Origin of the sequence: Shewanella yunxiaonensis (assembly GCF_018223345.1) — a bacterium.
Lineage (GTDB): Bacteria > Pseudomonadota > Gammaproteobacteria > Enterobacterales > Shewanellaceae > Shewanella > Shewanella yunxiaonensis.
Window position 1 is genome coordinate 1,560,887 of record NZ_CP073587.1, and the last position, 26,422, is coordinate 1,587,308.

General features: G+C 47.3%; 26 protein-coding genes. 14 read left to right on the forward strand and 12 right to left on the reverse strand.

From position 1 onward, the window contains the following. From purF to KDN34_RS07215, 3 genes are all read left to right on the forward strand, one after another. Positions 1–1,515 (forward strand): amidophosphoribosyltransferase, encoded by a 1,515-nt coding sequence (gene purF / locus KDN34_RS07205; RefSeq protein WP_212596209.1) that lies wholly within the window; start codon positions 1–3, stop codon positions 1,513–1,515. Positions 1,516–1,655: 140 nt separating this feature from the next. Then, complete coding sequence (locus KDN34_RS07210; RefSeq protein ID WP_212596210.1) at positions 1,656–2,276, forward strand: LysE family translocator; 621 nt, start codon at positions 1,656–1,658, stop codon at positions 2,274–2,276. Then, complete coding sequence (locus tag KDN34_RS07215) at positions 2,273–3,001, forward strand: polysaccharide deacetylase family protein (protein ID WP_228730444.1); 729 nt, start codon at positions 2,273–2,275, stop codon at positions 2,999–3,001. The genes KDN34_RS07210 and KDN34_RS07215 overlap by 4 nt, the downstream gene beginning before the upstream one ends. Positions 3,002–3,054: 53 nt before the next feature. On the opposite strand, the gene KDN34_RS07220 is transcribed toward KDN34_RS07215, so the two are convergent. Beyond that, positions 3,055–5,442: an OmcA/MtrC family decaheme c-type cytochrome gene (locus tag KDN34_RS07220; RefSeq protein ID WP_212596211.1), complete on the reverse strand. Its 2,388-nt coding sequence runs from the start codon at positions 5,440–5,442 to the stop codon at positions 3,055–3,057. A gap of 357 nt (positions 5,443–5,799) precedes the next feature. Here KDN34_RS07220 and KDN34_RS07225 point away from each other — a divergent pair, with 357 nt between their 5' ends. Genes KDN34_RS07225 through KDN34_RS07235 form a run of 3 tightly spaced genes read left to right on the forward strand, consistent with a single transcriptional unit; the run spans position 5,800 to position 9,156 of the window. After that, complete coding sequence (locus tag KDN34_RS07225) at positions 5,800–6,468, forward strand: 4Fe-4S dicluster domain-containing protein (protein ID WP_212596212.1); 669 nt, start codon at positions 5,800–5,802, stop codon at positions 6,466–6,468. Positions 6,469–6,480: 12 nt separating this feature from the next. Further along, positions 6,481–8,619 carry an aldehyde ferredoxin oxidoreductase gene (locus tag KDN34_RS07230; protein WP_212596213.1) on the forward strand — a complete coding sequence of 713 codons (2,139 nt, stop codon included), beginning with the start codon at positions 6,481–6,483 and terminating at the stop codon, positions 8,617–8,619. A gap of 3 nt (positions 8,620–8,622) precedes the next feature. Further along, positions 8,623–9,156 carry a hypothetical protein gene (locus KDN34_RS07235; protein ID WP_228730445.1) on the forward strand — a complete coding sequence of 178 codons (534 nt, stop codon included), beginning with the start codon at positions 8,623–8,625 and terminating at the stop codon, positions 9,154–9,156. 105 nt (positions 9,157–9,261) lie between these two features. Here KDN34_RS07235 and KDN34_RS07240 read toward each other — a convergent pair whose 3' ends face one another. From KDN34_RS07240 to KDN34_RS07280, 9 genes are all read right to left on the reverse strand, one after another. Continuing rightward, complete coding sequence (locus KDN34_RS07240) at positions 9,262–10,800, reverse strand: carboxylesterase/lipase family protein (RefSeq protein ID WP_212596214.1); 1,539 nt, start codon at positions 10,798–10,800, stop codon at positions 9,262–9,264. 110 nt (positions 10,801–10,910) lie between these two features. Continuing rightward, positions 10,911–11,555 carry a LysE family translocator gene (locus KDN34_RS07245; protein WP_212596215.1) on the reverse strand — a complete coding sequence of 215 codons (645 nt, stop codon included), beginning with the start codon at positions 11,553–11,555 and terminating at the stop codon, positions 10,911–10,913. An 18-nt stretch (positions 11,556–11,573) separates the two neighbouring features. Then, positions 11,574–12,287 carry an aspartate/glutamate racemase family protein gene (locus KDN34_RS07250; protein ID WP_212596216.1) on the reverse strand — a complete coding sequence of 238 codons (714 nt, stop codon included), beginning with the start codon at positions 12,285–12,287 and terminating at the stop codon, positions 11,574–11,576. A gap of 25 nt (positions 12,288–12,312) precedes the next feature. Continuing rightward, the gene (locus KDN34_RS07255) at positions 12,313–12,825 is read right to left on the reverse strand and encodes a GNAT family N-acetyltransferase (protein ID WP_212596217.1); all 513 of its coding nucleotides are present in this window, start codon (positions 12,823–12,825) and stop codon (positions 12,313–12,315) included. Continuing rightward, positions 12,822–13,400: a GNAT family N-acetyltransferase gene (locus tag KDN34_RS07260; RefSeq protein ID WP_212596218.1), complete on the reverse strand. Its 579-nt coding sequence runs from the start codon at positions 13,398–13,400 to the stop codon at positions 12,822–12,824. The genes KDN34_RS07255 and KDN34_RS07260 overlap by 4 nt, the downstream gene beginning before the upstream one ends. A 47-nt stretch (positions 13,401–13,447) precedes the next feature. After that, the gene (locus KDN34_RS07265; RefSeq protein ID WP_212596219.1) at positions 13,448–13,990 is read right to left on the reverse strand and encodes a GNAT family N-acetyltransferase; all 543 of its coding nucleotides are present in this window, start codon (positions 13,988–13,990) and stop codon (positions 13,448–13,450) included. Beyond that, entirely contained in the window at positions 13,987–14,595 is a 609-nt protein-coding gene (locus KDN34_RS07270) for a class I SAM-dependent methyltransferase (RefSeq protein WP_212596220.1), read from the reverse strand. Before KDN34_RS07270 ends, KDN34_RS07265 begins: the two co-directional genes overlap by 4 nt. A gap of 111 nt (positions 14,596–14,706) precedes the next feature. After that, the gene (locus KDN34_RS07275; protein WP_212596221.1) at positions 14,707–15,120 is read right to left on the reverse strand and encodes a GFA family protein; all 414 of its coding nucleotides are present in this window, start codon (positions 15,118–15,120) and stop codon (positions 14,707–14,709) included. Between the two features lie 50 nt (positions 15,121–15,170). Further along, positions 15,171–16,559 carry a hypothetical protein gene (locus tag KDN34_RS07280; RefSeq protein ID WP_212596222.1) on the reverse strand — a complete coding sequence of 463 codons (1,389 nt, stop codon included), beginning with the start codon at positions 16,557–16,559 and terminating at the stop codon, positions 15,171–15,173. A 246-nt stretch (positions 16,560–16,805) separates the two neighbouring features. On the opposite strand from KDN34_RS07280, the gene KDN34_RS07285 reads away from it, so the two are divergent. Further along, positions 16,806–17,144 carry an FKBP-type peptidyl-prolyl cis-trans isomerase gene (locus KDN34_RS07285; protein ID WP_212596562.1) on the forward strand — a complete coding sequence of 113 codons (339 nt, stop codon included), beginning with the start codon at positions 16,806–16,808 and terminating at the stop codon, positions 17,142–17,144. A 43-nt stretch (positions 17,145–17,187) separates the two neighbouring features. On the opposite strand, the gene KDN34_RS07290 is transcribed toward KDN34_RS07285, so the two are convergent. Then, positions 17,188–18,636, reverse strand: a complete 1,449-nt coding sequence (locus KDN34_RS07290) for a Ppx/GppA phosphatase family protein (protein ID WP_212596563.1) — start codon at positions 18,634–18,636, stop codon at positions 17,188–17,190. Between the two features lie 51 nt (positions 18,637–18,687). Beyond that, the gene (ppk1, locus tag KDN34_RS07295) at positions 18,688–20,796 is read right to left on the reverse strand and encodes a polyphosphate kinase 1 (protein ID WP_212596223.1); all 2,109 of its coding nucleotides are present in this window, start codon (positions 20,794–20,796) and stop codon (positions 18,688–18,690) included. Positions 20,797–21,088: 292 nt separating this feature from the next. Between ppk1 and KDN34_RS07300 the strand changes: the two genes are divergently transcribed. The 7 genes from KDN34_RS07300 to KDN34_RS07330 all read left to right on the forward strand — a co-directional run bounded on the left by KDN34_RS07300 (position 21,089) and on the right by KDN34_RS07330 (position 26,421). Then, complete coding sequence (locus tag KDN34_RS07300) at positions 21,089–21,577, forward strand: CreA family protein (RefSeq protein ID WP_212596224.1); 489 nt, start codon at positions 21,089–21,091, stop codon at positions 21,575–21,577. Positions 21,578–21,657: 80 nt separating this feature from the next. Beyond that, positions 21,658–22,590, forward strand: a complete 933-nt coding sequence (locus KDN34_RS07305) for a DMT family transporter (RefSeq protein WP_212596225.1) — start codon at positions 21,658–21,660, stop codon at positions 22,588–22,590. Positions 22,591–22,811: 221 nt separating this feature from the next. After that, on the forward strand, positions 22,812–23,582 hold the full coding sequence (locus tag KDN34_RS07310; protein WP_212596226.1) for a DUF4198 domain-containing protein: 771 nt from the start codon (positions 22,812–22,814) through the stop codon (positions 23,580–23,582). A gap of 12 nt (positions 23,583–23,594) precedes the next feature. Then, positions 23,595–24,254 carry a cobalt transporter CbiM gene (cbiM, locus tag KDN34_RS07315; RefSeq protein WP_212596227.1) on the forward strand — a complete coding sequence of 220 codons (660 nt, stop codon included), beginning with the start codon at positions 23,595–23,597 and terminating at the stop codon, positions 24,252–24,254. After that, entirely contained in the window at positions 24,241–24,846 is a 606-nt protein-coding gene (locus KDN34_RS07320; protein ID WP_212596228.1) for a hypothetical protein, read from the forward strand. Before cbiM ends, KDN34_RS07320 begins: the two co-directional genes overlap by 14 nt. Then, positions 24,843–25,613 carry a cobalt ECF transporter T component CbiQ gene (gene cbiQ / locus KDN34_RS07325; RefSeq protein WP_212596229.1) on the forward strand — a complete coding sequence of 257 codons (771 nt, stop codon included), beginning with the start codon at positions 24,843–24,845 and terminating at the stop codon, positions 25,611–25,613. Before KDN34_RS07320 ends, cbiQ begins: the two co-directional genes overlap by 4 nt. Beyond that, positions 25,603–26,421 carry an energy-coupling factor ABC transporter ATP-binding protein gene (locus KDN34_RS07330; RefSeq protein WP_212596230.1) on the forward strand — a complete coding sequence of 273 codons (819 nt, stop codon included), beginning with the start codon at positions 25,603–25,605 and terminating at the stop codon, positions 26,419–26,421. The genes cbiQ and KDN34_RS07330 overlap by 11 nt, the downstream gene beginning before the upstream one ends. The last annotated feature ends 1 nt before the right edge of the window (position 26,422 follow it).

Genomic DNA, 26,422 nt, shown 5'->3' on the forward strand with positions numbered 1-26,422 from the left:
ATGTGTGGTATCGTCGGAATAGTTGGCCGCTCATCGGTTAATCAAACCATTTATGATGCACTTACCGTGCTTCAACATCGTGGCCAGGATGCGGCGGGTATAGTGACCGTTGATGGACAGGCATTTCGTCTGCGTAAGGCAAATGGTCTGGTGAAGGATGTGTTTGAACCCAAACACATGCAGCGGTTGCAGGGTAATGCCGGTATCGGACATTGCCGTTATCCAACGGCTGGTAGTTCCAGTGCCTCAGAAGCACAACCCTTTTATGTGAATTCTCCATTTGGTCTGGCGTTAGCTCATAACGGCAACCTGACCAATACCGTGGAACTGAGAGAAACGCTGTTAAAGAAACGTCGCCATGTCAACACAACGTCAGACTCTGAAGTGTTGCTGAACTTGCTGGCAGACGAATTGGATAAGACTGACAGCCTGATTCTGTCGGCAGATGAAGTTTTTGATGCCGTGACTCGGTTACACAATCAAACTCGTGGCGCTTATGCCGTTGCTGCGATGATTATCGGTAACGGCCTACTGGCATTTCGTGATCCTTTTGGCATTCGCCCGCTGATCCTAGGTAAGCATGAAACTGCTACTGGTACCGAATATATGGTTGCTTCTGAAAGCGTAGCATTGGATGCGGTCGGCTTTGAAGTGATGCGCGATGTGGCACCTGGTGAAGCGGTTTACATCACCTTAGATGGTGAGCTCTACACCCGTCAGTGTGCTGAAGCGCCGGTGTATTCTCCATGTATTTTTGAGTTTGTGTATTTTGCTCGCCCGGATTCCACCATCGATAAGATTTCTGTGTATGCCAGTCGTGTACATATGGGAACTAAGCTTGGCGAAAAAATTAAGAAGGAATGGTACGACCATGACATCGACGTGGTTATCCCGATCCCAGAGACTTCTGTTGACGTAGCGCTTGAAATTGCACGTTGCATGAACCTGCCGTACCGCCAAGGTTTTGTGAAAAACCGCTATATCGGTCGTACCTTCATCATGCCTGGGCAGCAACAACGTAAGAAATCTGTACGTCGCAAGCTCAATGCTATCAATGCAGAATTCAAAGATAAGAATGTATTGCTGGTAGATGACTCGATTGTGCGTGGCACTACTTCAGAACAGATCATCGAGATGGCTCGTGAAGCTGGCGCTAAAAAGGTTTATTTTGCGTCTGCTGCCCCAGAGATCCGCTTCCCGAACGTCTATGGTATTGATATGCCGACGTCAAATGAGCTGATTGCGTACGGGCGTGATGCGGATGAAATTGCCAAAATCATTGGTGCCGATGGCATCATTTTCCAGGATCTGCAGGACTTGGTCGATGCGGTGCGTATGGAAAATCCGGATATCAAACGCTTTGAAACATCAGTATTCGATGGTCATTACATCACTAAGGATGTGGATCAGGCTTATTTGGACCACCTCACTCAGCTTCGCAATGATGATGCTAAGGCAAACCGTAACCACGATATCGGCACTAATTTAGAGCTGCACAACGTTTGCCACCCATAACGTTAGTGTGTTAGCGGGTTAATTTACCAACATCAAGTCCCTGTATCTGTCCGGATACGGGGATTTTTTATGCAACATTTTTATAACTTGTATGTTATAACCCTTGTTCTGTTCACTTAATGCACACGCTTTGACCCGGAATGGATTATTTCTACGCAATGCTGCTGTTTGCTGTGTCGTCGTCCGTGACGCCGGGCCCTAATAACCTGATGGTCATGGCCTCGGGTGTCAATTTGGGTGTGCGGCGCAGCTTACCGCTATTAACCGGCATTTGTCTTGGCTTTACCTTGATGTTACTGCTAGTCAGTTTCGGTTTTTACCGGCTATTCATCATATTTCCAGTATTGCAGGTGGGGTTAAAACTTATCGGCTGTCTCTATCTACTTTATCTTTCATGGCTTATTGCCAGTAGTCATCGTGAGGTTTCATCTGATAGAGAAAATCAGCCATTCGGATTTATTAAGGGATTGCTGTTTCAGTGGGTCAATGCCAAAGCATGGATAGTCGCTGTAGGTGCTATTGCTGCTTTTACTGGCGGACAAGACGCAGGCATGACGCCCCAATTGCTGTTGGCGAGTGTTTTTCTGGTGGTTTCATTTCCCTGCGTTGGCGTTTGGCTACTGTTCGGAACTGTATTGGAAAAATGGTTGGATAATGATGTACGTCGCAGAGGATTTAATGTAGCGATGGGGAGCCTGTTAGCACTATCCGTATTGCCAGTGTTGCGTGAACTTATCACCATGGAGTTTACTCACGGATGACGCCAAGATATCGTATGGCAAATGTGGCAAAATGGTTACTCATATCTGCTTTGATATTATTGGTCGTTATTGCCGCATTATTTCTTGTATCGCGCTCACGGAATTATCAGTTATTTGGAGATCTGGTATCTCATGTTGATACTGATAAGCCTCTAGTAGCACTCACATTTGATGATGGACCTTCGAAACGTTATACCGCAGAGATATTAGCGGTATTAAATCAATATCAGGTACATGCCACTTTCTTCGTGACCGGACGCGAAGCGTCACGGCATAGCGCTGAAGCCCACGCAATTGTCGATGCTGGACACGACTTGGGAAATCATTCATGGTCACATTCACGGATGTTGTTACGCTCACCATCGTTTATCGCCACGGAAATTGAACTGACAGACGCGGTTATTCGACAAGCGGGGTACTCGGGTGACATTTATTTTCGGCCACCCTATGGCAAGAAGTTGTTTTTGTTACCTTGGTATTTGGCGTCGCATCACCGCACAACCGTTACCTGGAATATGGAACCTGACTCAGATTTAAATGCCAATGCCCAAACGATTGCACAGAAGGTATTGGCAGAGGTCACTCCGGGCAGCATTATTCTACTTCATGTGATGTATGCGAGTAGGGATGCTTCCAGAGGTGCATTACCTTTGATTATTGAGGGTATTCAGGGCAAAGGTTATCAGCTGGTAACGCTTTCCCAATTGTTGATGTCAGCTCAATAAAAAACGGCGCCAGATTGACGCCGTTTTATCGCAGGAATTACTTACATCGATCGTTAATTGCTGCTTTGTGCTTGGTTATGAATTTCGATTACACCATAGGCTTTGCCTTCAGCATGGCAGTAATAGCAGGTTTCATCTCCGGCATTGTAGATACGGCCGCCACTGGCATCAGCCTCATAAACACCACCAAATTCTCTGGCGTGACCGGCCCAGTCAGCAACGTTGGTATGACAACCGGCACAAGTCGCAACTGTTGGCGATAATTCAGCGACTTGACCATCTGCTGTTGCATCTGGAGTGGCCACAATCTCTGAATTTTCGGTCTTCAACCCGGCAAAGTCCAACTGTCCTTCGTCATGACACGCACGGCAATTAGTTGCTGGTTGCGGATAAGTTGCTTCTTCACGCGTTGCGCCCATAGCCTTCACTGTGCGAGTTCCAGCATGCAGCGAGTGCACCATTTCGCGATAGTTAAGAGTATTGTTGACCGTACGGATCGATTTGATGTGATCAATACCAGCGGTGTGGTACATGTTGGCACCCATGTACGCCACGGTGTCGTTGTTGTGACAACTATTACAACTGCCATCAGTCAGTGAAGTTGCACTGACAGGGTTGTGACATGAACCACAGCTGTCATTGCCAGCAGCAAAGTTTGTGGCCAAAGTATGCGCATCCACAATCCGTTGCTGCATTTCACTGTCGTGACAGGATTTACACAGTGCTTCATCAGCCACTGCGGTGCGACTAGAAGCGGCACCAGTTAAATCCAGTCCATTATCGGAAATCACTTCAACATCAGTGTCTGCATCATCTGAACTACAGGCGACTGATGTGCGGCTGCTGCGATCAGCACAAACAACCATCTTCGCTTTAACCACGGCAGATGCTGTATCACCAAAATCAGCAGGAGTAATCCCAGAAATGGTAGCAGTTAATATATTAGCACTGCTGCTTACTGTAACGTTGTCACTGTTTTTGCTGATATCCCACAACTTATGTTGACCGTTGTTTTCTGGTCGTACTAATACATCGGGATTGCCATTGACTACCAACCACAATGCACTAATAGCAGTATCAGTGGTTGGCAACACGTTGCTCTTGGCAAAATTAACGGTCACGGTGAGCGAATCAACGCCTAAACTCACAGTTCCCATTGTCATGGCATACTCTGCTTTCACCGCGCTGCGGGTCTCAAATAATTGGTCATGAATGAGACCGGCACCTTTAGGATTGGTGTCGTCAGGGTGACATCCGGCACAGCTATTTGCCCAAGCATTCGGGAACAAATCCCTATCGTGGAATAATGACGCTGCTGTACCGTCCCAGTCACTCGGTGCTTCGCTGATTTTATCTTTATGACAGCTCAGACAACTGTTATTGGTTGGGATGTAGTACTGGCTAGCTTGTGCGGTGGCATCGCTAATATGACAGCTCTGGCAGTCCGCAATTTCACCTGGGTAGTGCACACCACTGAAATTGTTAACGCTGGCGTTATGTCCCACGATTTTATAGTCAGCTTGATGGATCTTATGTACCAAGGTCGCCATATCAATGGGATTACCTGTCTCAGGATCAGCTGAATAGGTAGTGTGGCACATTACACAGCCTTCAAACGCATAACGTTTACCACCATGCATCAGCAGACGTTTTTCTGTGTCACTACGATCGGCAGTATGACAACGATAACAGGCTTGCTCCGGATCAATCACTTGTCTGTCTTCATCTGCCTCAGCAACCGCGCCGGTAGCTGGAATAAAGTCATAAGTCGTATTGATCAACATAGTGCTGGGATCGCTATCACTGCTTGGCAACAGTTCCAGATAAACACGTGTTGTCGCGTTGGCATCATAGCTGGTATCCAAGCCGTCAAACTGAGAATAGTCACCCAGCGCTTTACTGAATGTATAGCGATAATGGCCACTGCCAAGGTTTTCAATACAATCCAGTTTGCAGCTGGTTTCTATTCCGGCTTGCCATTCAGTAGCCGCTTTAGTGCCAGCACCAGTTCCTGGTTCAACTTCATTATTGATGTAGCTGATCCATTCCTTGCTCTCTGCCATCTCATCTTTAGTATTGTAATCGGCCACTGCATCTTTGTTGGTACGCAGAGGTTGTGGTGTCCCGAGTTTGGCGATACCTACACCTAAAGAGGCAATGCTATCGAGCTTATCTAAGCCTATAACTGCCACACCATTTGCATTGCTCAAGTAAAAGTCCACACTGACGTTTTTACTATCATCAATGCTGACAGATTCAATCTGAGCACTTAATGTTGTGGCGTCGCTGATATCAACTCCAACATCTGTGACGGGGGTTGTAGTATCAGTATCCGTTTGGTCATTATTACTATCATTATTATTGTCATCGGAACAACCTGCTAATATTCCAAAACCTAATGATAATAATGCCAACCACAAAATATGGTATTTGGTCTTCATATATTCCATTCCTTTTATAGAAATTTGTCGGGCTCTAAATAGGAATGCATCCGCGAATATACTCTATTAATTTATATGGGTATGTGTGTGATGAATCTCAGGTATTTTACTTGTTGATTTTATGTAATGCTTATTTCATAACATATTCGTTTTGTGGAAAAAGGATTTGCAATATATGCAAAACATAAAAAATAAATTTGAGGACCGCTGCAAAGGTTTTTATTAAAGCGCATATATTACGTTAAGTGTGACTTTGGTAAGAAAAAAGTAACTTTTTATTTAATTATTATGACTCGTCGGGAATATATCAGGATGCATATTTTTATTATATTTCTTTAGCTAATAAAGGGAAATAAGATGATCACCAGACGAGGAATGCTGAAAGGTAGTATGGGAGTAGCTGTAGGTACAGTATACAGCGGCACTCTCATCAGCTTTTTAACAGGCTGTAACAGCGATAACAACGATACCACTAAAGATAACACAGGTAACGGTGACTCCGTAACTGTAACCCCCGGCGGCTTAATGGTCGTAAATCCAATACTTTGCGTCGGCTGTCGTCGTTGCGAAGCTGCATGTGGATGGAACCATGAGGGCGATGTCGGCCCAGTGATTTCAAGGGTAAAAGTTGCACATAATATGAACTATGGACCATTGGGTGTACAAGCTGATTATTATGAACAATGTGGCGATGCGGGTAATTTTGCATGTGTTCCGCAGACTTGTCACCAATGTAACGTATGTATGGAAGTTTGTCCGCAAGGGGCAATTTCTGTTAATGAAACAACCGGTGCAAGAGTAGTTGACGAATCACTTTGTGTGGGTTGTGGCTATTGTGCTGATAAATGTCCGCAACAAACTATTAAAGTTGTTAAAAGTAAAATGAAATCTGTTAAATGCGATCTCTGCGGAGGCGATCCTAATTGCGCACAAGTTTGTGCAACTGGTGCGATTAAATTTTATACCTGGGATGAAGCAGAGGAAGCATTAGAAATTTATAACAACTATACCGGTTTGGTCGAATAAGAGGTAAAACAAATGACTATTAATTACGGCGGATGGGCGGGTAAAATTTTATGGGTAAATTTAACTACCAATGAAATTTGGACTGAGTCCACTGAAAATTATCTCGATTATCTTGGGGGTTCAGGTATTGGTTATAAAATCCTGTGGGATCACCATGTGGATGGCCAATTAGGAACCGATCCTGAAAACGTTATTGTATATTCCGTAGGTCCATTAACCGGTTCAGGGGCTATTTGCTCCGGTCGTATGACGGTAACTTCTCGTAGTCCTGCAGTACCTGGTCATCTGATCACCGATGGTCACATCGGTGGTCATATCGGTCCTGAACTGAAATATGCTGGTTATGATGCGTTAGCTGTTGTTGGCGCCGCGAGTGAACCTGTCTGGATCAGTATCGCGGATGATAAGGTCAGTATTGAGTCAGCTTCTGGTATTTGGGGCAAAGGCATTTTTGACAGCTTAGCTGCTATCACCAAGGCGATGGGGGCTGCTTCACAGTGCTTCGCGATTGGGCAAGCTGGTGAAAACCTGGTTCCTATGTCTGGGTTTATGTGCCCAGGCGGCCACGCTGCAGGTGGTCACGGTGCCGTAATGGGTTCTAAAAACCTGAAAGGTGTCGGTATCTTGGGTACTGGAACCTGTAAGATTAACGCTACTCGTGATGAAATGCGTGATTTGGATGATCATATTCTCGGCATCATTGGTTCTAACAACAACAACGTCGTGCCTTCTACTCCGCAATCTTGGACTGAATATTACAGCTCTGGCAGCCGTTGGAAAGCCCGTGATGAAATCACCTGGGGGGCAGCGGATGAGCCTGTTGAATTAGGTGAAGTTGCCTGGGATGAACGTAACCGCATCGGTTATCGCTGTTCAATGGCAGAAATGTATGTTGGGGTTGAATATACCAACAAGTGGCTGAAACGTATGGGTGGCTGCCACGCTTGTCCTATCCGCTGCTACTGTGAACTGAAAGTGCCAGAACTCAAGAGCCGTTTCAATTTCAAAACTGAATACTACACCAATACTTGCGGTGGCTTTATTTGGGGTAACTACCTGATGCCAACCACCAGCGGTACTGAAGAATACGCGTTAACCGCAACAGTAGGTGGTTATCTGCGTGATGACTACGGTATCTTCAGTGGTTACGGGTTGACTCACCACATGTTTAAAGACATGAAGAAAGCTGATCTGTTCAAGAATCTGCTGTCAGCTGAAGAGTATGCCGACGTACCATGGGAACTTTGGGATAATAATGAACCTGAATTCCTGGTGGATCTGTATCCACGTATCGCGTTCCCGGACAATTATGCTCATGAAAATATCCTGGGTCGTATGATGGGCGACCCGGCAACCTATATTGATGTGCTGAAGCTGGATGGAACTAACCCTGCAATCGATAACTGGAATATTTATGCAGAGTCCGGTGTGCATCTGTTTAACCGCAGCATGAAACATGCACTGCACCATGCCAGTGAATGTGCCGGACAGGTGGGTTCTTTGATCAACGTGATCTTTAACCGTGACCCAATGTGCCACTCTCATATCAATATTGTGAACGCCGGTTTGCCGCATGACTTAATTGCAGAAATTTGCGCTGAACAGTTTGGTGAAGGGGCTTTTGACCCGGTTAAAGCCTACACCCCAATCAATGAAGCCAAGGTGAAGTTTGCCAAGTGGTGTATTGTGAAGAATATGCTGCATGACTCTCTGACCATCTGTAACTGGGTATTCCCATTAGTAACCTCACCTGATGTCAACAAGAACTATCGCGGTGATACTACTATTGAAGCACAGATGTATAGCTTGATTACTGGTGATGAAGTTACTGAAGCCGAATTAGACACAATGGCTGAACGCACCGTACAGTTGCACCGAGCATTTACCGCATTGGAAATGAATTCTACCAACTTACGTACTGATCACGATGTCTTGTCCGACTGGGTGTATGACATAAATCCAGACTTGGCATTCGGCGATGCCGGGACCATTAAGATGGACCGTGATGATATGCAGACTGCATTGACCATGTTCTATGAAGCTTGGGGCTGGGATAGTGAAACAGGTATTCCAACCCGTGCTACTCTGGAATCATTCGGCCTGGGTTATGCGGCTGACAAACTGGAATCCAAAGGTCTGTTACCGGGGTAAACGATGATGCAGGATCTGGTGAAATACATCAGACTCTTCAGTCAACACGGTCGGCTGGTGACGCTGCCACAAGTGGTAGCGGTCATCGGTCAGTCGGACGATGAAGAAGAGACCGAAGATGTTGTAGGACAGTACATTCAGTTGGTACTGGCACCGGAATATGCAGATATCTGTATGCGGCAGTCAGCGGACGAGTATTATTTCTTTTCGAGGAAACATATCGTTGAGAGTTATGCGAACCGTTGGCTGGCCATCCGGCGAGGTGAAGTGCTTCAGACGTTAGTCAATCAGGTACGAGATTTCAGTTGTCGACATAAAGCGGTTGTCGAGGAAATTGTGCTACGTAGTAAGCCATATGAGCTCGACAACGAGAGTCAGCAAGCTTTACGCGAACAACTGGATGCAGACCCTGAATGTTGTGATATCGCTTATGCGATTAATGCTAAAGGCGAGGGCTACTACTACTCCACCCGAGGCTTAACGGCAAGATATGCTAAAGTGCTCGCAAACTATGATCCCTATGAGTGGTCATGTTGAAATTGCTGGTAAATATTACTCATCATTGCTAACTATGCTATTAAGAGCATAAGTCCCAGTTATTGGCCACTCCTTCACCAGAGTGGCCTTTTTTATTACGGATTCTTACTGTAATTTTTCCACTAAATCCAACTGCGCCTGTTGAGGATCTGCTACTGCTGCGGTCGCAGATTTACCTTGTGGTGCCACCCAGAGGATCTCGTCAGCCGCGGTGTTATATTTTGGCCACAAGGGTAAATCAGCACCATTGGGATTACCGGTTTTCGCAAAATTGACCCAGTAGGCTTGCATCATGCTGGCCACGGCTTTGTCATCCGTTGATGTTTGAGCACCATAAACAGCATCAAGCGTATTAAAAATATAAGGAATTTCGCTGGCATGTGGCGCTCCTTGCCAAGCGTTTCGGCGACTGCTAGCCACATAACCGAAACGATATTGCCATACTGGTGTGCCGCGTTCGGCAAATGCGCGAGCGACAAAACGGGCAGGTTCCAGCATCAATTTTTGCATAGCGATATGCTGTGCCAAGGCGTCTGTGTCTGCAATTTCTTGATAAGCACTTGTGGCTGCAGCTGTCTTAGCAGCGAACTGCGCTAATACCGTCTCCCGATGGTCAGGCTTTTGCAATACAAACCCTAAATCAGCACTGTTGGCACCGATCAGTAACGGGACTCTGGCAAAATCGCCTTTGAGATAAGCTTCTTGCGGCTCTTTTTCAACGACCTGTCCATCGGTCATCGGCCCTGAGTAAGTTTGGCGATTTTGCGACATGGTCTGAAGGTTTAGATCCCTCGTGACGTCTGCTGCCGGTAATGCGCGCAATTTTTCTAACGCCGCCTTATCTGTGCCCATTACCCCGTGCGCTTGAGCAAACGCCATTCCCATCGCGGCTGCTTGTGACCAGCTTTGCTCTCCGTTGAGACTATGGCGCCCGTTACCGGATTGAATGATCGCTTTTTGGAATAAATCTCGTCCGAAACGGCTGCTAAGCAGGGCATTGATGGCATAACCCCCGGCTGATTCACCAAACAGCGTCACATTGCGTGGATCGCCGCCAAACTGGATGATATTGTCCTGTACCCATCGTAATGCTTTGATTTGATCAGTAAGTCCGAAATTGCCAACAAACATGTTGCCGTCCATTGCTGGATGGGCAAAAAATCCCAGTCGTCCAAGACGATAATTGAAACTGACAAATATCACCCCAGCTCTGGCAAACGCCGCACCATCATATACAGGAGATGCACTTCCTCCATTGACGAAGCCTCCGCCGTGAACCCACACCATGACCGGTGTCGGTCCCCTAAACTGGCTGGGACGCCAGATATTGAGCGTCAGACAGTCTTCGCTGTAATTGTCAGGCAAGGGCGCTGCATCACCAAGAAATGTTGCCTGCATACAACTTGGGCCAAACGCGTCGGCTTTACGGATCCCACGCCACGACGGTGCGGTAAGCGGTCGCTGCCAGCGTAATTCGCCTAACGGGGGTTTTGCATAAGGAATACCTAAAAAGACATCAATGCCCTGTTGCTGTATACCTTCTAAACGTCCTGATTGAATTTGCACGATAGGACCGGACTGTGCGTTTGCCAATATTGCAAAACACAAACAGCCGCAGGCTGCCATCCATTTCACCAGATTCATGCCATCCCCTTATGTTGTCTTAGCTTATGGCGGTAATAAACCGCCACATGATACCGCAAAGCTGACATAAATGTGGTGTGGACGCGAGGAGGATTATTTGAGTTGTTGGCTTAACTGCGACTAGCAAGCGCCAGTTTTATCCCTAGAGATATAAATAGGGTGCCGACGACTTTGTTGATAAGCATTCCAATCTGTTGGTGGCTTTTCAAACGCTTTCCCGCAGTGGCAGCCAACAGCGCCAATAGCAGGCAATAAATCATGCTGTTGAATTCAAAAATGAGTCCTAACAACAAAAATGCCCAGGCTTTATGATCGGCATCATGGCTGATAAATTGCGGTACAAATGCCAGGAAAAACAACGCTACTTTTGGATTCAAGGCGTTGGTAAAGAAACCTTGTACATAGATCTGTCGCAAAGATTCTGTTCTGTGCGGTGCCGCTTGGTCTACCGCTTCATGGCTAACTTTGGGTCGGTGCCACAGTGCTTTGATACCGATGTAGATCAGGTAAGCGGCCCCGATGATTTTCACAATGGTGAAGGCGGTAGCTGAGCTGGCTAAAATGGCGGAGAGTCCCAGTGCAGCAGCAAAAATATGCACCAATAAGCCACTGCCAATCCCTATCGCCGCAATACAGCCAGCACGCCATCCTTGTGCGGCACTTTTGGTGACAATCAACAGCGAATCTGGCCCAGGAGTGAGATTGAGCAGAAAACCGGACAAAATGAAGATAGCAAGATCGTGTGTCCCTAGCATAAGTGCCGTATTCCTATGTTAATCATTGTTGACTGGCGATTCGGTAACTGCGAAGGCAACCGCCTTTTCGGCGTGAATTGCGGTAGTATCAAGCAGTTTTACCTCGGTATCCTGTTGCTGCACTAACAAACCGATTTCAGTGCAGCCAAGGATCACGGCCTGCGCTCCTCGCTGTGCCAAGTCATGAATGATATCGAGATAGGCGGCTTTGGACTCAGACAGAATTTTCCCGGCACAAAGCTCGTCGTAAATGATCCGGTGCACAGTTTGCCGAGCCTCAGTGTCTGGCACCAATACTTCCAGTCCAAATTTTTGCTGCAGACGCTCGCGATAAAATTCCTGCTCCATGGTAAAAGCGGTTCCCAGCAAACCAACGGTGTGGATCCCTTGTTGCTGTAATACTTCACCGGTGGCGTCAGCAATATGCAGCAGCGGAATATCGATTTCTGCGGCGACCTGATCGGCGACCTTATGCATGGTGTTGGTACAGATCAGCAGTGCGTCAGCCCCAGCTTTTTCAATAGATTGTGCGGCATTTATCAGAATCTTTGCCATCGCATCCCAGTCGCCCAGTTTTTGCAACTGTTCAATTGGGGCAAAGTCGATGCTGTACAGCACCATTTCTGCTGAATGCAGGCCGCCCAGTTTGGCATTTACGCCTTGATTGATTATTCGATAATAACTTTGGGTACTTTCCCAACTCATGCCGCCGAGTAAACCTATCTTATTCATACCGTTCCTGGACTGATTGGTTGTCTTATTTTAGGTCTTTGCGCAGCAGATAGTCGGTTTGTGGATCATCACCCATGTTAAATATATGCTGCCCAATACGATAAAACCCATTTCGCTGATAAAAGGCAAGTGCTTTCTGGTTATGTTCCCAGACCCCTAAAAATAACCACTGCTTTTGCTGCTCGTTGGCGATATTAATGACAGCGTTCAGTAGTTGCTGACCGAGTCCTTGCCCTTGATATCGACGTAAAACATAAATGCGTTCTAATTCGAGCGCGTTGGGGTCATTGAATTCCGTTTGCGCAGATCCGTTATTAATTTTGAAATAGCCTGTGACTTGGTCGTGCTTATATGCCAGAAAAAATTGGCTGTGCGGCTCGGCCAATTCATCGCTGAGTCTTTGTGTATTAAATGCCTGTTGCAAATAGCTTTGCATATTGGCAGGCGTATTAGCTGCCTCAAAGGTTTCGACGTAGGTTGCAAGGCTAATTTGGCGCAGTAATGTAAGGTCTTTGGGGTGGCAGGGATTAAGTATCACTGGGTTAAATCCTTAGCGACTGCGGGCAATGTTGATAAAGGATTGAAATCGATACGATATATCGCCATTGGGACTCGCAGATCCTGACTGTTATGGCGCATTTCTTCGGCAATCTTCTTCATCCCCACATGTTGCATGACTTTACCTGACGCGGGATTACTCACAAGGTGAACTGCACTGACGGCAGTCAGTTGGTAAATGCGCTGAGCGTTCTCTAACAGAGCTTGGAGTGCTTCAGAACAGTATCCTTGATTACGATAAAGCTTACCGATCCAGTAGCCGGTTTCTGCCTGATTATCTTCAGTCGCGGTCAGACTGATGGCACCAATTAAGGTGCCTGAACTTCTCAAGCTAATCGCCCAGGCATAACTGTCATAACATTGTGCCAGTTGTTGCTGAAGTTCCAACCACACTCTGGCATCGTCTTCGTCATAGGGGGATGGAATGTTTAAGGTGTTTTCGGCAATCACGGGGTCATTTGCCAACTGCGTTATCGCCGGAATATCACTGAATGAAAAAGGCCGTAACAGCAGCCGTTCGCTACTGATAAAGGCGTGTTGCTTAGCCCTAAACATTTTAAATATCTCAAATATGCGGTTTTGGTGTGTTCTGCACAGCTGAATTATGCCAACTTACCATCGTGACAGATAACAAATTGTAACTCTTCACAGGTTTCTCCTTTGTATTGAGCCTGGCGACATAACTCAAGTTGCATGCCGGCATGTTGTAGCGCTTTTATACACGCACGGTTGCGACGGTCAGTACAAGCAATGACGCGAGTGACCGGCGTCGTGCTAAAGATCAATTCGAGTAGCGAGCCACAAACTTCACGGCCATAACCTTGTCCTTGGGCATCATGGGTAATGCTTAAGCCGAATTCTGCTTCATCAAGCGCCTCGGAAAGCCAGATCCCGACATCACCAATCAGTTGTTGGTCCGAAAGTCTGACAACAGCCAATTGTTGCCATTGACCCGCCACCGGGAATGATAATTGGCTTTGCGCGTCTACAAATTGTTGGCTCTGTTCAAGTGTATGTGGTTCCCAGCCCTGAAGTTGTGCCACTCTGGGATCACTGCGATACCCGTGAAAATGATGTAGGTCCTCAGGACAAAACGAACGCAACATGACCCGTTGTGCACGCCAAGGGAGCGGGGAGGTGTTCACGATTTACGAAATCCCGTCAGCAAGAACACCGGATAATCACCATAGGGTTTACGCGCCACGCTGGCATTGATCACTTGAACCTGTTCAAAACCTGCCCTACGGGCTGCTGCGGCAATCTCTTCGTGTTCAAAACCAAAATGAAAAACACCGGTATCATCCGTATGGAAACTGCCATCTTCTTTATCCAAATCAGCGATGGCGATAAAGCCACCTGGATGTACCATTCGCTCAAATTTGGAAAACATGGCATCAATGTTTTGGATGTGGTGCATGGTCATGGAGGAAATAATGCCATCGAACTGCCCGTCAATGTCTGTCTGCTCCAGATTGGCCTGGATCATTTCAAGCTCACAGGGCAAATTCGCCTGCTTTTCCGCGAGTTGTTGATTCATTGAGGCAGAGATATCTACGGCAGTAATTTTGCGCACATTGGGTGCAATACGTTCCAGCAATAAACCTGTGCCTGAGCCAAAATCCACCAGATGCATCTCGTCGCTGAGGGCTACCTGACGCCGAATCGCATCTGCAATATTGCCAACGTTGTCCACTCGGTTGTTATCTTGTTCGTATATATGTGCTTTGTGGGAAAAGTAATCTTTACTCATGTTGTCTATCCGTTGTTCAGAATTCCGGTCAACAAAACCGCAGCAGGATGTCCGCTGTTATAGCAGGCGTCTTTATCGACAATCAAGGCAATCAGCCCGAAATCGCTCTTTTTAATCGGTAATAGGCGGCAGTTGTGAAAACGCAGGGATTGACGCGCATTCTTGCGCCCAGTTGGCTTGACTGGCGGTAAAAATATGCGCTTGGGGCTTTATGGGGACTTTACCGTCGATACATCCGGCAGGCACCATGAGCAAATTTTGCTGGGACAATACTGTCGGTACCGCTGCCCCACAAATACTGCAAAAGCTTTTTTGGTGTCGTGTCAGCGGGTGTTGATAGAACGAAATTTTTTCAGCACCTGACAACCATTTTAGCTGTGCTTGCGTTGAAAACAGATTGGCGGCATGCACTGAGCCGGTGTCTTTTTGGCAACGATGACAATGACACAACAGAAATTGTTCGAAATCACCTGAGATTTCAAAGGTAATGGCACCACACAGACAAGATCCGCGGGTTATTTGCATGATGTCTTACTCCGTGTTGCCACAAAAAAGCGTCAGTTCACCGATGCTTTTTATAAAACAGAACTCTGTTTATAAAGAAATCGGTAACTGGAACCATTCAGTCCATTAAAAATAACACTTTGCTGTACAGCATCCCAAAGATATGGCTGATCAGTGTAGGGATTATGCAGTGTGGATTGCGACAGTTGCTGTTGTAGTTCGGAGGCACTTAAGCCGCGGCTACGAAATTCTGCCAACATCACTGACATGCGGCGCAGACCCTCAAGATCGGCAACTTTTGCGGCATAACTTCCCAGTGCGACATGATTTCCCGCCAACATGAGTTCTCCTACGGGGTTGTATAGCTTGAATGGCACGCCTGCGGCAATTTTGTTGGGAGGCAGATTATTCAAATGCTCAATCGCCGCGGGTAGCTGTTCATAAGTCACTTGTAAGGTATCGTTGATTGACAATACGAGGTCAGCGTAGCGATTGGCGGATTCTTGCTTTTGTATCAAGGGTTTGAGCAGCAGTATGCTTAAGTCATTAGCAATGGAACTGTCCATTTGCTGTGAGCGTAAATCGTGCTTAATGGTGTTATTAAAAAGTGCCCATTCGCCTGCCAGCGCAGGCAACATCGCGCGTTCTTCATCATTGAATGGCAATGCCCAGATTTGCGGTGTCGCGGCGGCAACATTGTCGGGGGTTAATTGTTGTAAGATCAAATTAGCCCAACCCAAGTCATTCTTAATCAAACCGGTAATCACTAATTTACTCAGCAGGGTATCTGCGTCAGCCAATGCTTTACGCCAGAAATGGATATCGGCAGTCAACAACCGATTTACGGCAATTGCGTCCTGCTGGGTTGCTAATAACCAAGCGTGAGTCATCAGCAGCGTCTGTGCTTTGGTAATCAGTCGATAATCAGGCATCGGTGTTTGCGTGCTTACAGGCACATTTTCGTGCCATTCGTTGAATGCCAGCAATTTCTGGTAGCGCGCTAATAGCCAATCTTGTTGCTGTAGCAATGATGTTAGCTGATCCTGCTCTGCGATAAGCTGTTGCTGGCAGGTCAAATTCTGGAATTGGCAGGTAGTGGCAAGTTGGGTGAAGACCTCTGGAAACATAGGCGTTGGGCTATAAATGGTTTTATCAGCCTCACGGACGTTGCCATCAGTATTAAATGTCTGATTAATTACTTTGATACGGTCATTGCCAAAGTGGAGCGGATCGATATCCGATGCGGCAGCAAAGCCCATGACATAGGCATAGGCATTATTGCCTGTTGCCGCTTGCATGCGTTGTTCGGTAAATCTTTGGAGTTGGAGGGCGGAAGCTGAAGGCTCGCTATCTCGCATATTGGCAGCAAGTAGGAGCAGATAAGCACAAACGACAAATGCCAGCAACGACAGTAAAATCCACGAGAGTCCTTTCATAACGCCTTTAATCATTTTCATCATATCTCCCTGATGATGATGTCGTAGCGGGTGTAAATTCTGTACCACGACAATATAACGGCTCTGACCAAAATTTATACACAAATTCTTATTAAATAGCAATCTAACAAAATATTAACCATATGAAAATGCAATAGATTTAGAAGCACGATAATTAACAGATTTATGCGGGTGGCCAAGGATATTGGCGCTAAATTTAACGCTATAATAGCGCCGTGGTAATTCAAGATATAAAGATGAGCAAAGATGATGACAGAAGTAAAAGTGGAAGAGCTAGCACTAGGTCAAGGTAAAACTGCTGTAAAAGGAGCATTGATCACCGCGCATTACCGTGGTTGGCTCGAAGATGGCACCGAGTTTGACTCCTCCTATAAGCGCGGTCAGCCTTTTCAAACAGTCCTGAGCAATAAGAAAGTGATCGCCGGATGGGTAGAAGGGATCACCGGGATGCAAGCGGGGGGAAAGCGACGGCTATGGGTGCCAGCGCATCTGGCCTATGGTGAACGCCAGATGGGCAACATGATCCCGGCAAACAGCAATTTGAATTTTGAAATTGAACTGTTAGAAGTCCTGACTCGGGATGATTAGTGTTGATAATCAGAGGGATTTATATCCCTCTGATCCTCTCACATCAGGCAAAACTGAACTTAAGTTCAAAATTCACATTGGCCATCTGCTTTTGTTCCCGTTGCAGATCTTTGACAAAAAGACTGATGCGATGCTTGGGCTCTTTTAAGGCAAGTGTTAAGCCTCGTTCCGTGCAACTGACATTGCTGATGTGCACACTGCTGGCAATGCGACCAAGATTGAGCAGCACCGCCAGGCGTAATAACGAAATCAGGCGGATTGACAGCAGCTTTTCTGACGGTTCCAGTAACGTTAGACGCTCCAGATCCAGCTTTTTACGCTGATTACCAATCAATCGAGCCAGTAACTGTTGCTGCTGCTCGCCAAACCCCGGCATATCACTGTTTGCAATGATATAGGCGCCATGTTTGTGATGCGCGCGGGAGCTGATATGAATACCGGTTTCATGCAGAATTGCCGCATATTCCAGGGTATGACGATGATTTTGTAAGCCCCAGCTTTCCGCAACGCCATTAAATAGTGTGATCGCTGTATTACGGACTTTCTCCGCATGTTGATGGTCGATATGGTAAAGCTGCGCCAAGCTATCAACGGTTCGTTGGCGCACGTCACTGTAAGTGCCGATCCCCGCTAATTCATACAGCACACCTTCTCTTAGTGCGCCATTGGCAAACTCCAGCGAGATGACGGGCAACCGACGGAAAAAGCTGATCAGTATTGCCAGCCCGGCTGGCAGTAGTGGTGTTCGTTTGCTATCCACATTATCCAGCTGAATTTTATTGATATGTCCCCACGCAATCAGTTTTTGTTTTAACTGTTTCAACCGCGCCATGGTAACCGTGTCATCGCCGAAAAATTGCAATAACGCTTCGCAGATGGCTTTGACACTGCCGGAACTACCGAGCGTGAGGTCCCAGTTACCCGTAAAGTATTCCTTAGAGAGTGAAGCAAACTGTTTATCTGCGGCACTGAGCGCGGCATTAAATGCTGCAGCACTGATAACGCCATCTTTAAAAAACCGCTGATTATAACTGACACAGCCGCAACGCAGACTGGACAACGAACTGGCTCGAGTGCGACTGCCTACCACAACCTCGGTGGAACCACCTCCAATATCAATTATCAGATTCCTGGCCGCTAATACTTGAGTGTGGGCAATACCGCTGTATATGAGTCGTGCTTCCTCATGACCGGATACTACTTCAATTGGGTAGGGCAGTACTTGTTGCGCAGCCTGAAGAAATGCGTCGCGATTTTTGGCAACCCTCAAGGTGTAAGTAGCAACCATGCGGACCTGCGGAATGGGTAAACTGGAAAAGCGCTGTTTGAATTCTTGCAGACAGGCAATGCCGCGGGTAATTGCGGCATCACTAAGAACATTGTCATTATCCAAGCCGTCGGCTAGTTGTACCAGTTGTTTCTCTTTATGCAGTATCTGAATACTACCGTCTTGTTCTCTGGCAATCACCAGATGAAAACTGTTGGAACCCATGTCGATGGCAACAAAGTGTTTGGCAACCTCGCTCAAATGACTCCTCTCCCGTTACGCTTTTGGTTCACTAGCGTTTTGTTGATTGATCAATTGCTGACATTTTTTTTCATAATTGACCAGATATTGGTATACCGCAATTTGCGATCTTACCTTACGCCGGTTACCGCGTTCACGGTAGGGGTTAGATTGATCTTTGTTGATGATGCGAGCCTTGGTGTTGTCACTAAACTGAATGGTCAAAATATCCATCAACATCTTTTTCAGTTGTGGATCTCGAATGGGTACGCCTACTTCAACACGATTATCAATATTACGCGCCATCCAGTCGGCAGAAGACAGGTAGAGATTATTCTGTCCTCCAGCATAAAACAGCATTACCCGGGCGTGTTCTAAAAAGCGGTCAACAATACTGATAACCGAGATATTGTCACTAATCCCCGGGATTTGAGGGATCAACGAACACATCCCACGAATAAGTAAACGAATTTTGACACCGGCTGCAGATGCTTCATACAACTTCTGTATCAGCAGTTCATCTACCAGATTATTGAGCTTGAGTGTAATCGCTGCCTTACGTTTGGCTTTAGCACGTTTAATCTCTTCATCCATCAGCGCCATCAACTTGCTACGCGCGTTATAGGGAGAGACCAGTAGCTGGTTAAAGTCGAAACGGCGGTATGGATGTTCTATCAGCTCGAACACCTGATCGACTTCTCGGCCAATTTCCTGGTCGGCGGTAAACAGTGACATATCGGTATAGATTTTCGCCGTGCTTTCGTTGAAATTTCCTGAGCCGATATGACTGTAGATTTTTAATTCACCCTGTTCTTCACGCCCGACCATAAATAGTTTTGAGTGAATTTTCAGGCTGGGAATACCGTGATGCACTCGTACACCGGCTTCGGCCAAAACCCGGCTCCACTCAATATTGGCCTGTTCATCAAAACGCGCCCGAAGCTCAATAACTACGGTCACTTGTTTGCCATTTTTGACTGCATCGATCAGTGACTGGATCACTCGCGATTTTTTGGCCGCCCGGTAGAGACTGATTTTGATAAATTTTACTGCCGGATCGTAGGCTGCCTGCCGCACCAGCTCTGTAAAATGGGAGAATTTGTGGTAGGGATAATACAGCAGGATATCCTGTTGGCGGATCGCCTCAAAATAGTTATGGCTGCGATTGAATAGCACGCTGTCGAGGGCGGTAATTTTGGTGTTTTCCAGATATTTCCGACCGGGATTCGGAAAACCGATGAAATCTTTAAAGCTGTGGTAACGTCCACCGGGAATAATGCATTCGGTATTTGAGATGTTGAGCTGCTCAGTCAACATTGCCAACATATGTTCGGGCATGTCGCGATCATAAACTAACCGCACCGGTTCCGCTGTCAGACGTTGTTTTAGCCCTTTGGTGAGTTTTTCTAGCTGGCTTTGTTCTAATTCATCGTTCAGGTCAAAGTCGGCATCACGGGTAAATTTCATCGAATACACATCCATGCTTTCGTATTCGAAAAACGGCGAGAACAGTGAATCCATACAATGACGAATTATATTGTCAAGTAAAATCAGATATTTACGTGATTTTGTTTTCTCTGGGGGTAACAGTACAAAGCGTTCGACATTTTTAGTCGGCACTTCTACTAACGCATATTGCCGATGTTCTTTGGTGTAAAAGCATACCGCTAAGTAGGTGGTATCGTCGTTGATGTGTTTTACCAGATCGGAATTTTTGTGCACGATCAGTGGCGTAATATGACGTTTAAGATGGTCTTTGAAGTAGTTTTTTAGCCATTGGCTGTGAAATTCACTGAGCTGCTGTTCATTGATCAGAAAAATATTACGTCGTGCCAGCTCGCGCATCAGCTCAACATAGATCGCATCAAAGCGGTCCTGCAGCACTAATACTTTGGTCTGGATTTTTGCCATCAGGTGGCGACTGTAGTTACGACCTTCTTTGAGACTGGAAAGCAGGGTAGAGCGCCGGACTTCAGCCACTCTTACGCGGAAGAATTCGTCCATGTTATTAGAGTAAATTCCCAGAAATCGCACGCGTTCCACCAACGGCACTGAACTATCAGCAGCTTCCTGCAGTACGCGCTCATTGAATGACAACCAGGATAACTCTTTATCCAGAGAAAACTTTTCAGTGGAAGGGGACACCGCACTCTCCTTACGGGCATATTTTTCAGCACAGAACGGCTAAGTTGCATTACTGTGCTGAATTAACATATAGCAGATGTTATCTGGGAAAAGGCGTCATAAATCACAGATATGCAGCACCTAGCGAGTCCGCAGATATAAAGCTATGAGGCTAGCAATTTTTTATGAATGAAAGATGACAAATTCACTGGAAATGACATTTTTGTTGCAACAGTATGACGGCCTAAACTCTGGCGTGCAGTGTCCACAAGTCTGACGCCGGTTGGCGGTACCAATATGCAGGAATGAATCAATGAAAACGATAGTGTGTGGTGGAATTGGCTTGTTAGTCGGATTGCTGACGGGCTGTGGCGATGATGTTGGCAAGGTAAGTCTCGGCTGGTTTACTACCAAGGACGTGGTTATTGACGCAATTACCGATCCTAAGATCGCTGGCGTAACCTGCCATGTGAGCCGTATAGAGGCTAATCTGAATTTGGCCGATCCTTCTGATATGAGCATTGCCTGTCGGCAAACCGGTCCGATTACTAAGGCGGATATTGCGACCATAGATAAAAGTAAGTCGGGTGAAGTGGTGTTCAGTGAATCGCTAAGTGTGCTGTTTAAAAGCCTCAAAGTAAGGCGAATTTATGACAGTGAACACCAGACGCTGCTGTATCTTTCATACTCTACCAAAGAAACCAATGGCAGCCATAAACATGCGTTGTCCAGTGTGCCGCTATGGCGTACTCAAGCGTGGGAAGAGCGCCCCCATACGGTGATGCAGCCGGATAAATCCTGAGTGGGGATTTGCAATCGTCAAAAAATGGAATAATCTGTATTTCTGATAAATCCTTACACAATTTATAATAAATGGAAGTTTTGACTAATGATAAGCCACGTTTTAAGTGGCAGATTACTGCAATTAATGCATTGCTAATCGTATTACCTCCACTGTTCTGGGCCGGTAATTTTATTGCGGCTCGTGGTATTCGTAACGACTTGCCGCCGGTGACCTTGGCTTTCTACCGTTGGATTATCGCGGTGATAGTATTATTGCCGTTTTCGATAGCCGCTTTTCGGCGAGATTGGCGCAAATATCGTGAACATCCCTGGTTGATTCTGGGGCTATCTATCACCGGCATTACTGCATTTAACACCTTAATTTATGTCGGCTTGCAAACCACCGCCGCAGCTAATGGTCTGATCATCAATGCCTGTCTTCCCTTAATGATTTTATTGCTGGGGGCATTGTTTTATGGACAACCACTGCGTTTGCGGCAGAGTTTGGGGATGTTACTTTCCTTTGGCGGAGTCCTGACGATTGTTACCCGAGGTGATCTGCATGTGCTGACCGCAATGGGTTTTGGTCATGGTGATATTTATATTCTCAGTGGCTTACTTTGCTGGGCGTTTTATACCCACTGGCTTAAGTATGTTCCCGCGGAGGTGAGCCGCGTCGGGTTGATGTCAGTACAAATGATTGTCGGTTTGGTGTTTTTAGCCCCCTTTTACGGTTGGGAAGTGGAGGGTGGCGGGGTTGCTAACTGGAATATGCATGCTTTTCTAGCGTTAGCCTATGTCGGCATCATTCCTTCGGTAATGGCATATCTGCTCTATAACGCCTGCGTTGACCGTATGGGACCTGCACCGGCCGGCATGTCTATCTACCTCATGCCGGTGTTCGGCGTGATGTTGTCAGTGTTCGTGCTGGGGGAAATGCTCCACTGGTATCAGTTGCTTGGTGTGGCACTTATTTTCTTTGGTATCTTTGTTGCGGGGATGATGCCGACATGGCGTCGTGACAAGGTCTAGTCACGAAACTTTGAGCCATCGTAAAGTAAACTCCGGGAATTTCGCGACTTAAGGCATCAATCAGCGGGTTTGTGACTCAGGTTGTATTCTTGCAAGTTAATGCAGATACCGCGGTCGCTTATGGATGACGACAGTCATGGCTGAGTGCTATCGTGTATTACGAATTTTATTTTTGTAATATCGACGCTGCTCGTCGCCGATGCAACTTCCCGGAGTTTCTGATGTTGCGATATCTGCTATTGACGTTATCTTCCGCCATCTGTTTATGCTCGTTTAGTGCCAGTGCCCATTTTCAAGAACTGATCCCATCTCACGATATTGTTTCCACTCCGGCTGAGAGTCAGTTATCGCTATCGTTAAAATTTACCCACCCGATGTCTCGTGGTCCGTTAATGAATATGGCCACCCCATTACAATTTGGTGTCGTTGGACCTCAAGGACGTCAGAATTTGTTGGATACGCTGCAGGCTCAGCAGACGCAAGGTGTTCAGACGTTTAATGCGATTTACCAGATTAAGCGTCCTGGCGATTACCTGTTTTACCTGGAACCTGCCCCCTACTGGGAGCCAGCCGAAGGCAAAATGATTGTGCATTACACCAAAGTGGTGGTAGATGCTTTCGGAATGGAAGACAACTGGGCTGCCGAGGTCGGTTTGCCGGTGGAAATCGTGCCCTTAACGCGGCCTTTTGGATTATGGAGCGGCAATCTGTTTCAAGGCGTGGTGAAACGCCAGGGTAAGCCGGTGCCTTTTGCCGAAGTTGAAGTGGAATGGCTTAATGATGGCAGTATTACGCCGCCCTCAGATCCCTATATCACCCAGATAGTTCATGCAGATGCCAATGGTACTTTCAGTTATGTGATGCCAAAAGCGGGCTGGTGGGGGTTCGCCGCATTGTTGGACGGTAAAAAACCGATGAAAAATCCGCAAGGGAAAGAGGTGCCGGTGGAACGCGGCGGACTTATCTGGGTGTTTACCCGAGACATGAAATAGGAGCGCGTAGTCATGGCCCATATTCCTGAAGGCGTGCTATCTGCGCCAGTGTTAATTGCTGGTGCTGTAGTGACCGCAGCGTCGGTGGCTTATGCCATTCGGCAACTAGATTACGACCGCTTGCCTCAGGCCGCAGTGTTGGCAGCCTGCTTTTTTGTCGCATCCCTGGTGGCCGTTCCTGCCGGGCCCAGCAGTGTGCATCTCTTGCTCAATGGCTTGATGGGATTAATGCTGGGCTGGCTGGCAGTACCCGCACTGTTGGTCGCGTTATTGTTACAGGCTGTGTTTTTTGGCTTTGGTGGCTTGTTGGTGCTCGGCGTTAACTGCCTCGATATAGCCTTGCCAGCGCTACTCAGTTATTACCTGGTATCGCCATGGCTTAATCGGGCGCTGCTAGCGAATAACCGGCGGCAGCTGTTTATCAGTGGGATGGTCGCCGGTACTATTGGGGTTGCTGGAACGGGTTCCTTGGTGTGCCTGGCACTGGTGCTAAGTGGTCCGCAGTATCTTGCTGCTGGCAAAGTGATCCTGCTGACTTATCTGCCGCTACTGTTGGTGGAGTCGCTGATCACTGGTGCCATCGTCGGCTTTGTTGCTAAAGTCGCTCCTGAGTTGCTGCTAAAACAATTACCACAACCTTTGGTGGCGGAGGAATCCCATGCCACTCGCTAATAAATCCATAGTAATCGGGCTACTGTTGATGTTGTCTGGGGTTTGCAGCCTGCCGGCATCGGCACATCTGTTAAAGGTATTTGCATGGGCTGAAGGCCATGAGATTGTGGGCAATGCCTATTTTGCTGGTGGCATTGCGGCTGGTGGCGCGCATATAAAGGTGTTTGACCAACAGCATCAGTTGGTGGCTGAAGTTAGTCCCGATCACAAAGGTGATTTTCGGGTGAAAGTGCCGGGTGCAGCGGACTATAGTATCGTGGCCGACACTGAAGATGGTCATGTGGCACACTGGGAGATAAAAGCCGCTGAAGTTGCTGCACCTGCCGTGGCCTCTGCAACTGTGGCAGAACCTAAGGTTGCCGATAACGCTGTGACTAACAGCCCCGCGGTGTCGGCAACCGCTGCCATTGATAAAGCCCAACTTGAGCAGCTAGTACAAACGGCTGTCGCCCAAGAAATCGGTCCGTTACGGATGGAACTGCAGCAGTATGCTGATCGGCTAAGATTGTCGGATCTGCTTGGCGGCATCGGTTTTATCTTCGGTCTTACTGGTAGCTCCTTATGGTGGCGCAGCCGTAAACTGCAACAATGAATAGTTTCTCTCTACAACATCAGGCACTGGAGCCCGACTGGTTTTCGGTGCTGGATCCCCGCAGTCGGCTGTTAGCCGCAGTGTTTTTTACGTTGGTTTCCCTGTGTTTATCCGCCGTACCGCCATTGATTTTAATGTTGGCATTGGCGCTGTTACTCACAACGTTACTGGGGTGTCAGTGGCGGCTGATCATCAAGCGCCTGTTGGCATTTGAAGGCTTTATGGTACTGGTGTTGTTGTTTTTACCTTTTAACGTCGCGGGTGAGCGCTGGTTTTCCGTGGGGGGGATGGACGCGAGCTATCAGGGCGTAACTCAAGCGCTGGTGATCCTGCTGCGTGGTAACGCAGTCGTGCTGGCGCTACTCGCGCTTGTCGGGTCGATGGAGCCGGTAAAACTTGGTTATGCGTTGGCGGGCCTGGGATTACCAGAAAAGCTAGTACAGCTGTTTATGATGACAGTGCGCTATATCGGCGTGTTATTTGATGAGCACCAACGGTTACGTACTGCCATGAAGGCTCGCGGTTTTGTGGCTGGCAGTAACTGGCATACCTGGCGCAGCTATGGGCATCTACTGGGCATGTTGCTGGTGCGCAGTATGGAGCGGGCGCAGCGGATCAGTGGTGCCATGCGTTGCCGCGGGTTTAACGGCAAGTTTCATTTATTGACGCCAGTACAGTGGTGTTTGCGAGATACCGCAGCACTCACCATTGCCATCTTGCTATTTTTAATGCCGCTAATTTGGCAGTGGGGGCAATATGGCTTTTGAGCATATCGACCAACAGGATAAGTGCGTGACTGATACTCCGCAGACGGCATTACTCAAAGTTGCCGGATTGGGTTTTGCCTATGGTGCTAAGCCGGTTTTCAGTGAAGTAAATTTTGAATTACAGAGCGGTGACCGGTTGGCGTTAATCGGTGCCAACGGTGCCGGAAAATCAACGCTGCTGCGGGTGTTAGTGGGTTTAGCCAAGCCCAACAGCGGCAGTATCACGGCTTTCGGTCAGCACTGTGTCGGAGAAGACAGTTTCCAGCGGGTGCGACAGCGAATGGGCTTGCTGTTTCAAGATTCTGACGATCAATTATTTTGTCCGACAGTGTTGGAAGACGTTGCCTTTGGGCCATTAAATCAGGGATTAGCTGCTGAGCTGGCGGTTGCTAAAGCGCATCAGACGTTAGCGTCATTGGGCATGGCCCAGTTTGCCGAGCGGATAACGTATCGGCTCTCGGGCGGTGAAAAACGCATGGTGGCACTGGCCACTGTGCTGGCGATGTCACCGGAAATACTACTGCTGGATGAGCCTACAAATGGTCTGGATGCTGATGCCGAAGAACGTTTGTTACAGCACTTACAGGCATTACCGCAGGCGATGGTGATTGTTTCCCATGACCGAGCCGTACTGGAACGGCTGGCAAATCGCGCGGTGATCCTGCAATCGGGACAACTGGATGATGCGGTGATGCATCGGCATCCACATCATCATGCCCATGAACATCTGCATATACATCCTTCCTCCGAAGTGCAAGCGGGCAAGCATGGTGATGCCGAACATCATTCGGCAAGCGTGAATACATAAA

Coding starts and splice junctions, on each gene's coding strand:
- KDN34_RS07250 (WP_212596216.1), bottom strand. CDS start 12,287: ATGAATAAGATAGGTTTACTCGGCGGCATGAGTTGGGAAAGTACCCAA.
- KDN34_RS07245 (WP_212596215.1), bottom strand. CDS start 11,555: ATGCTAGGGACACACGATCTTGCTATCTTCATTTTGTCCGGTTTTCTG.
- KDN34_RS07270 (WP_212596220.1), bottom strand. CDS start 14,595: ATGAGTAAAGATTACTTTTCCCACAAAGCACATATATACGAACAAGAT.
- KDN34_RS07300 (WP_212596224.1), top strand. CDS start 21,089: ATGAAAACGATAGTGTGTGGTGGAATTGGCTTGTTAGTCGGATTGCTG.
- KDN34_RS07235 (WP_228730445.1), top strand. CDS start 8,623: ATGATGCAGGATCTGGTGAAATACATCAGACTCTTCAGTCAACACGGT.
- KDN34_RS07215 (WP_228730444.1), top strand. CDS start 2,273: ATGACGCCAAGATATCGTATGGCAAATGTGGCAAAATGGTTACTCATA.
- cbiM (WP_212596227.1), top strand. CDS start 23,595: ATGGCCCATATTCCTGAAGGCGTGCTATCTGCGCCAGTGTTAATTGCT.
- KDN34_RS07285 (WP_212596562.1), top strand. CDS start 16,806: ATGACAGAAGTAAAAGTGGAAGAGCTAGCACTAGGTCAAGGTAAAACT.
- KDN34_RS07320 (WP_212596228.1), top strand. CDS start 24,241: ATGCCACTCGCTAATAAATCCATAGTAATCGGGCTACTGTTGATGTTG.
- KDN34_RS07210 (WP_212596210.1), top strand. CDS start 1,656: ATGGATTATTTCTACGCAATGCTGCTGTTTGCTGTGTCGTCGTCCGTG.
- KDN34_RS07280 (WP_212596222.1), bottom strand. CDS start 16,559: ATGATGAAAATGATTAAAGGCGTTATGAAAGGACTCTCGTGGATTTTA.
- KDN34_RS07220 (WP_212596211.1), bottom strand. CDS start 5,442: ATGAAGACCAAATACCATATTTTGTGGTTGGCATTATTATCATTAGGT.
- KDN34_RS07275 (WP_212596221.1), bottom strand. CDS start 15,120: ATGCAAATAACCCGCGGATCTTGTCTGTGTGGTGCCATTACCTTTGAA.
- KDN34_RS07240 (WP_212596214.1), bottom strand. CDS start 10,800: ATGAATCTGGTGAAATGGATGGCAGCCTGCGGCTGTTTGTGTTTTGCA.
- cbiQ (WP_212596229.1), top strand. CDS start 24,843: ATGAATAGTTTCTCTCTACAACATCAGGCACTGGAGCCCGACTGGTTT.
- KDN34_RS07330 (WP_212596230.1), top strand. CDS start 25,603: ATGGCTTTTGAGCATATCGACCAACAGGATAAGTGCGTGACTGATACT.
- KDN34_RS07225 (WP_212596212.1), top strand. CDS start 5,800: ATGATCACCAGACGAGGAATGCTGAAAGGTAGTATGGGAGTAGCTGTA.
- KDN34_RS07290 (WP_212596563.1), bottom strand. CDS start 18,636: ATGGGTTCCAACAGTTTTCATCTGGTGATTGCCAGAGAACAAGACGGT.
- KDN34_RS07260 (WP_212596218.1), bottom strand. CDS start 13,400: ATGTTTAGGGCTAAGCAACACGCCTTTATCAGTAGCGAACGGCTGCTG.
- KDN34_RS07310 (WP_212596226.1), top strand. CDS start 22,812: ATGTTGCGATATCTGCTATTGACGTTATCTTCCGCCATCTGTTTATGC.
- KDN34_RS07230 (WP_212596213.1), top strand. CDS start 6,481: ATGACTATTAATTACGGCGGATGGGCGGGTAAAATTTTATGGGTAAAT.
- purF (WP_212596209.1), top strand. CDS start 1: ATGTGTGGTATCGTCGGAATAGTTGGCCGCTCATCGGTTAATCAAACC.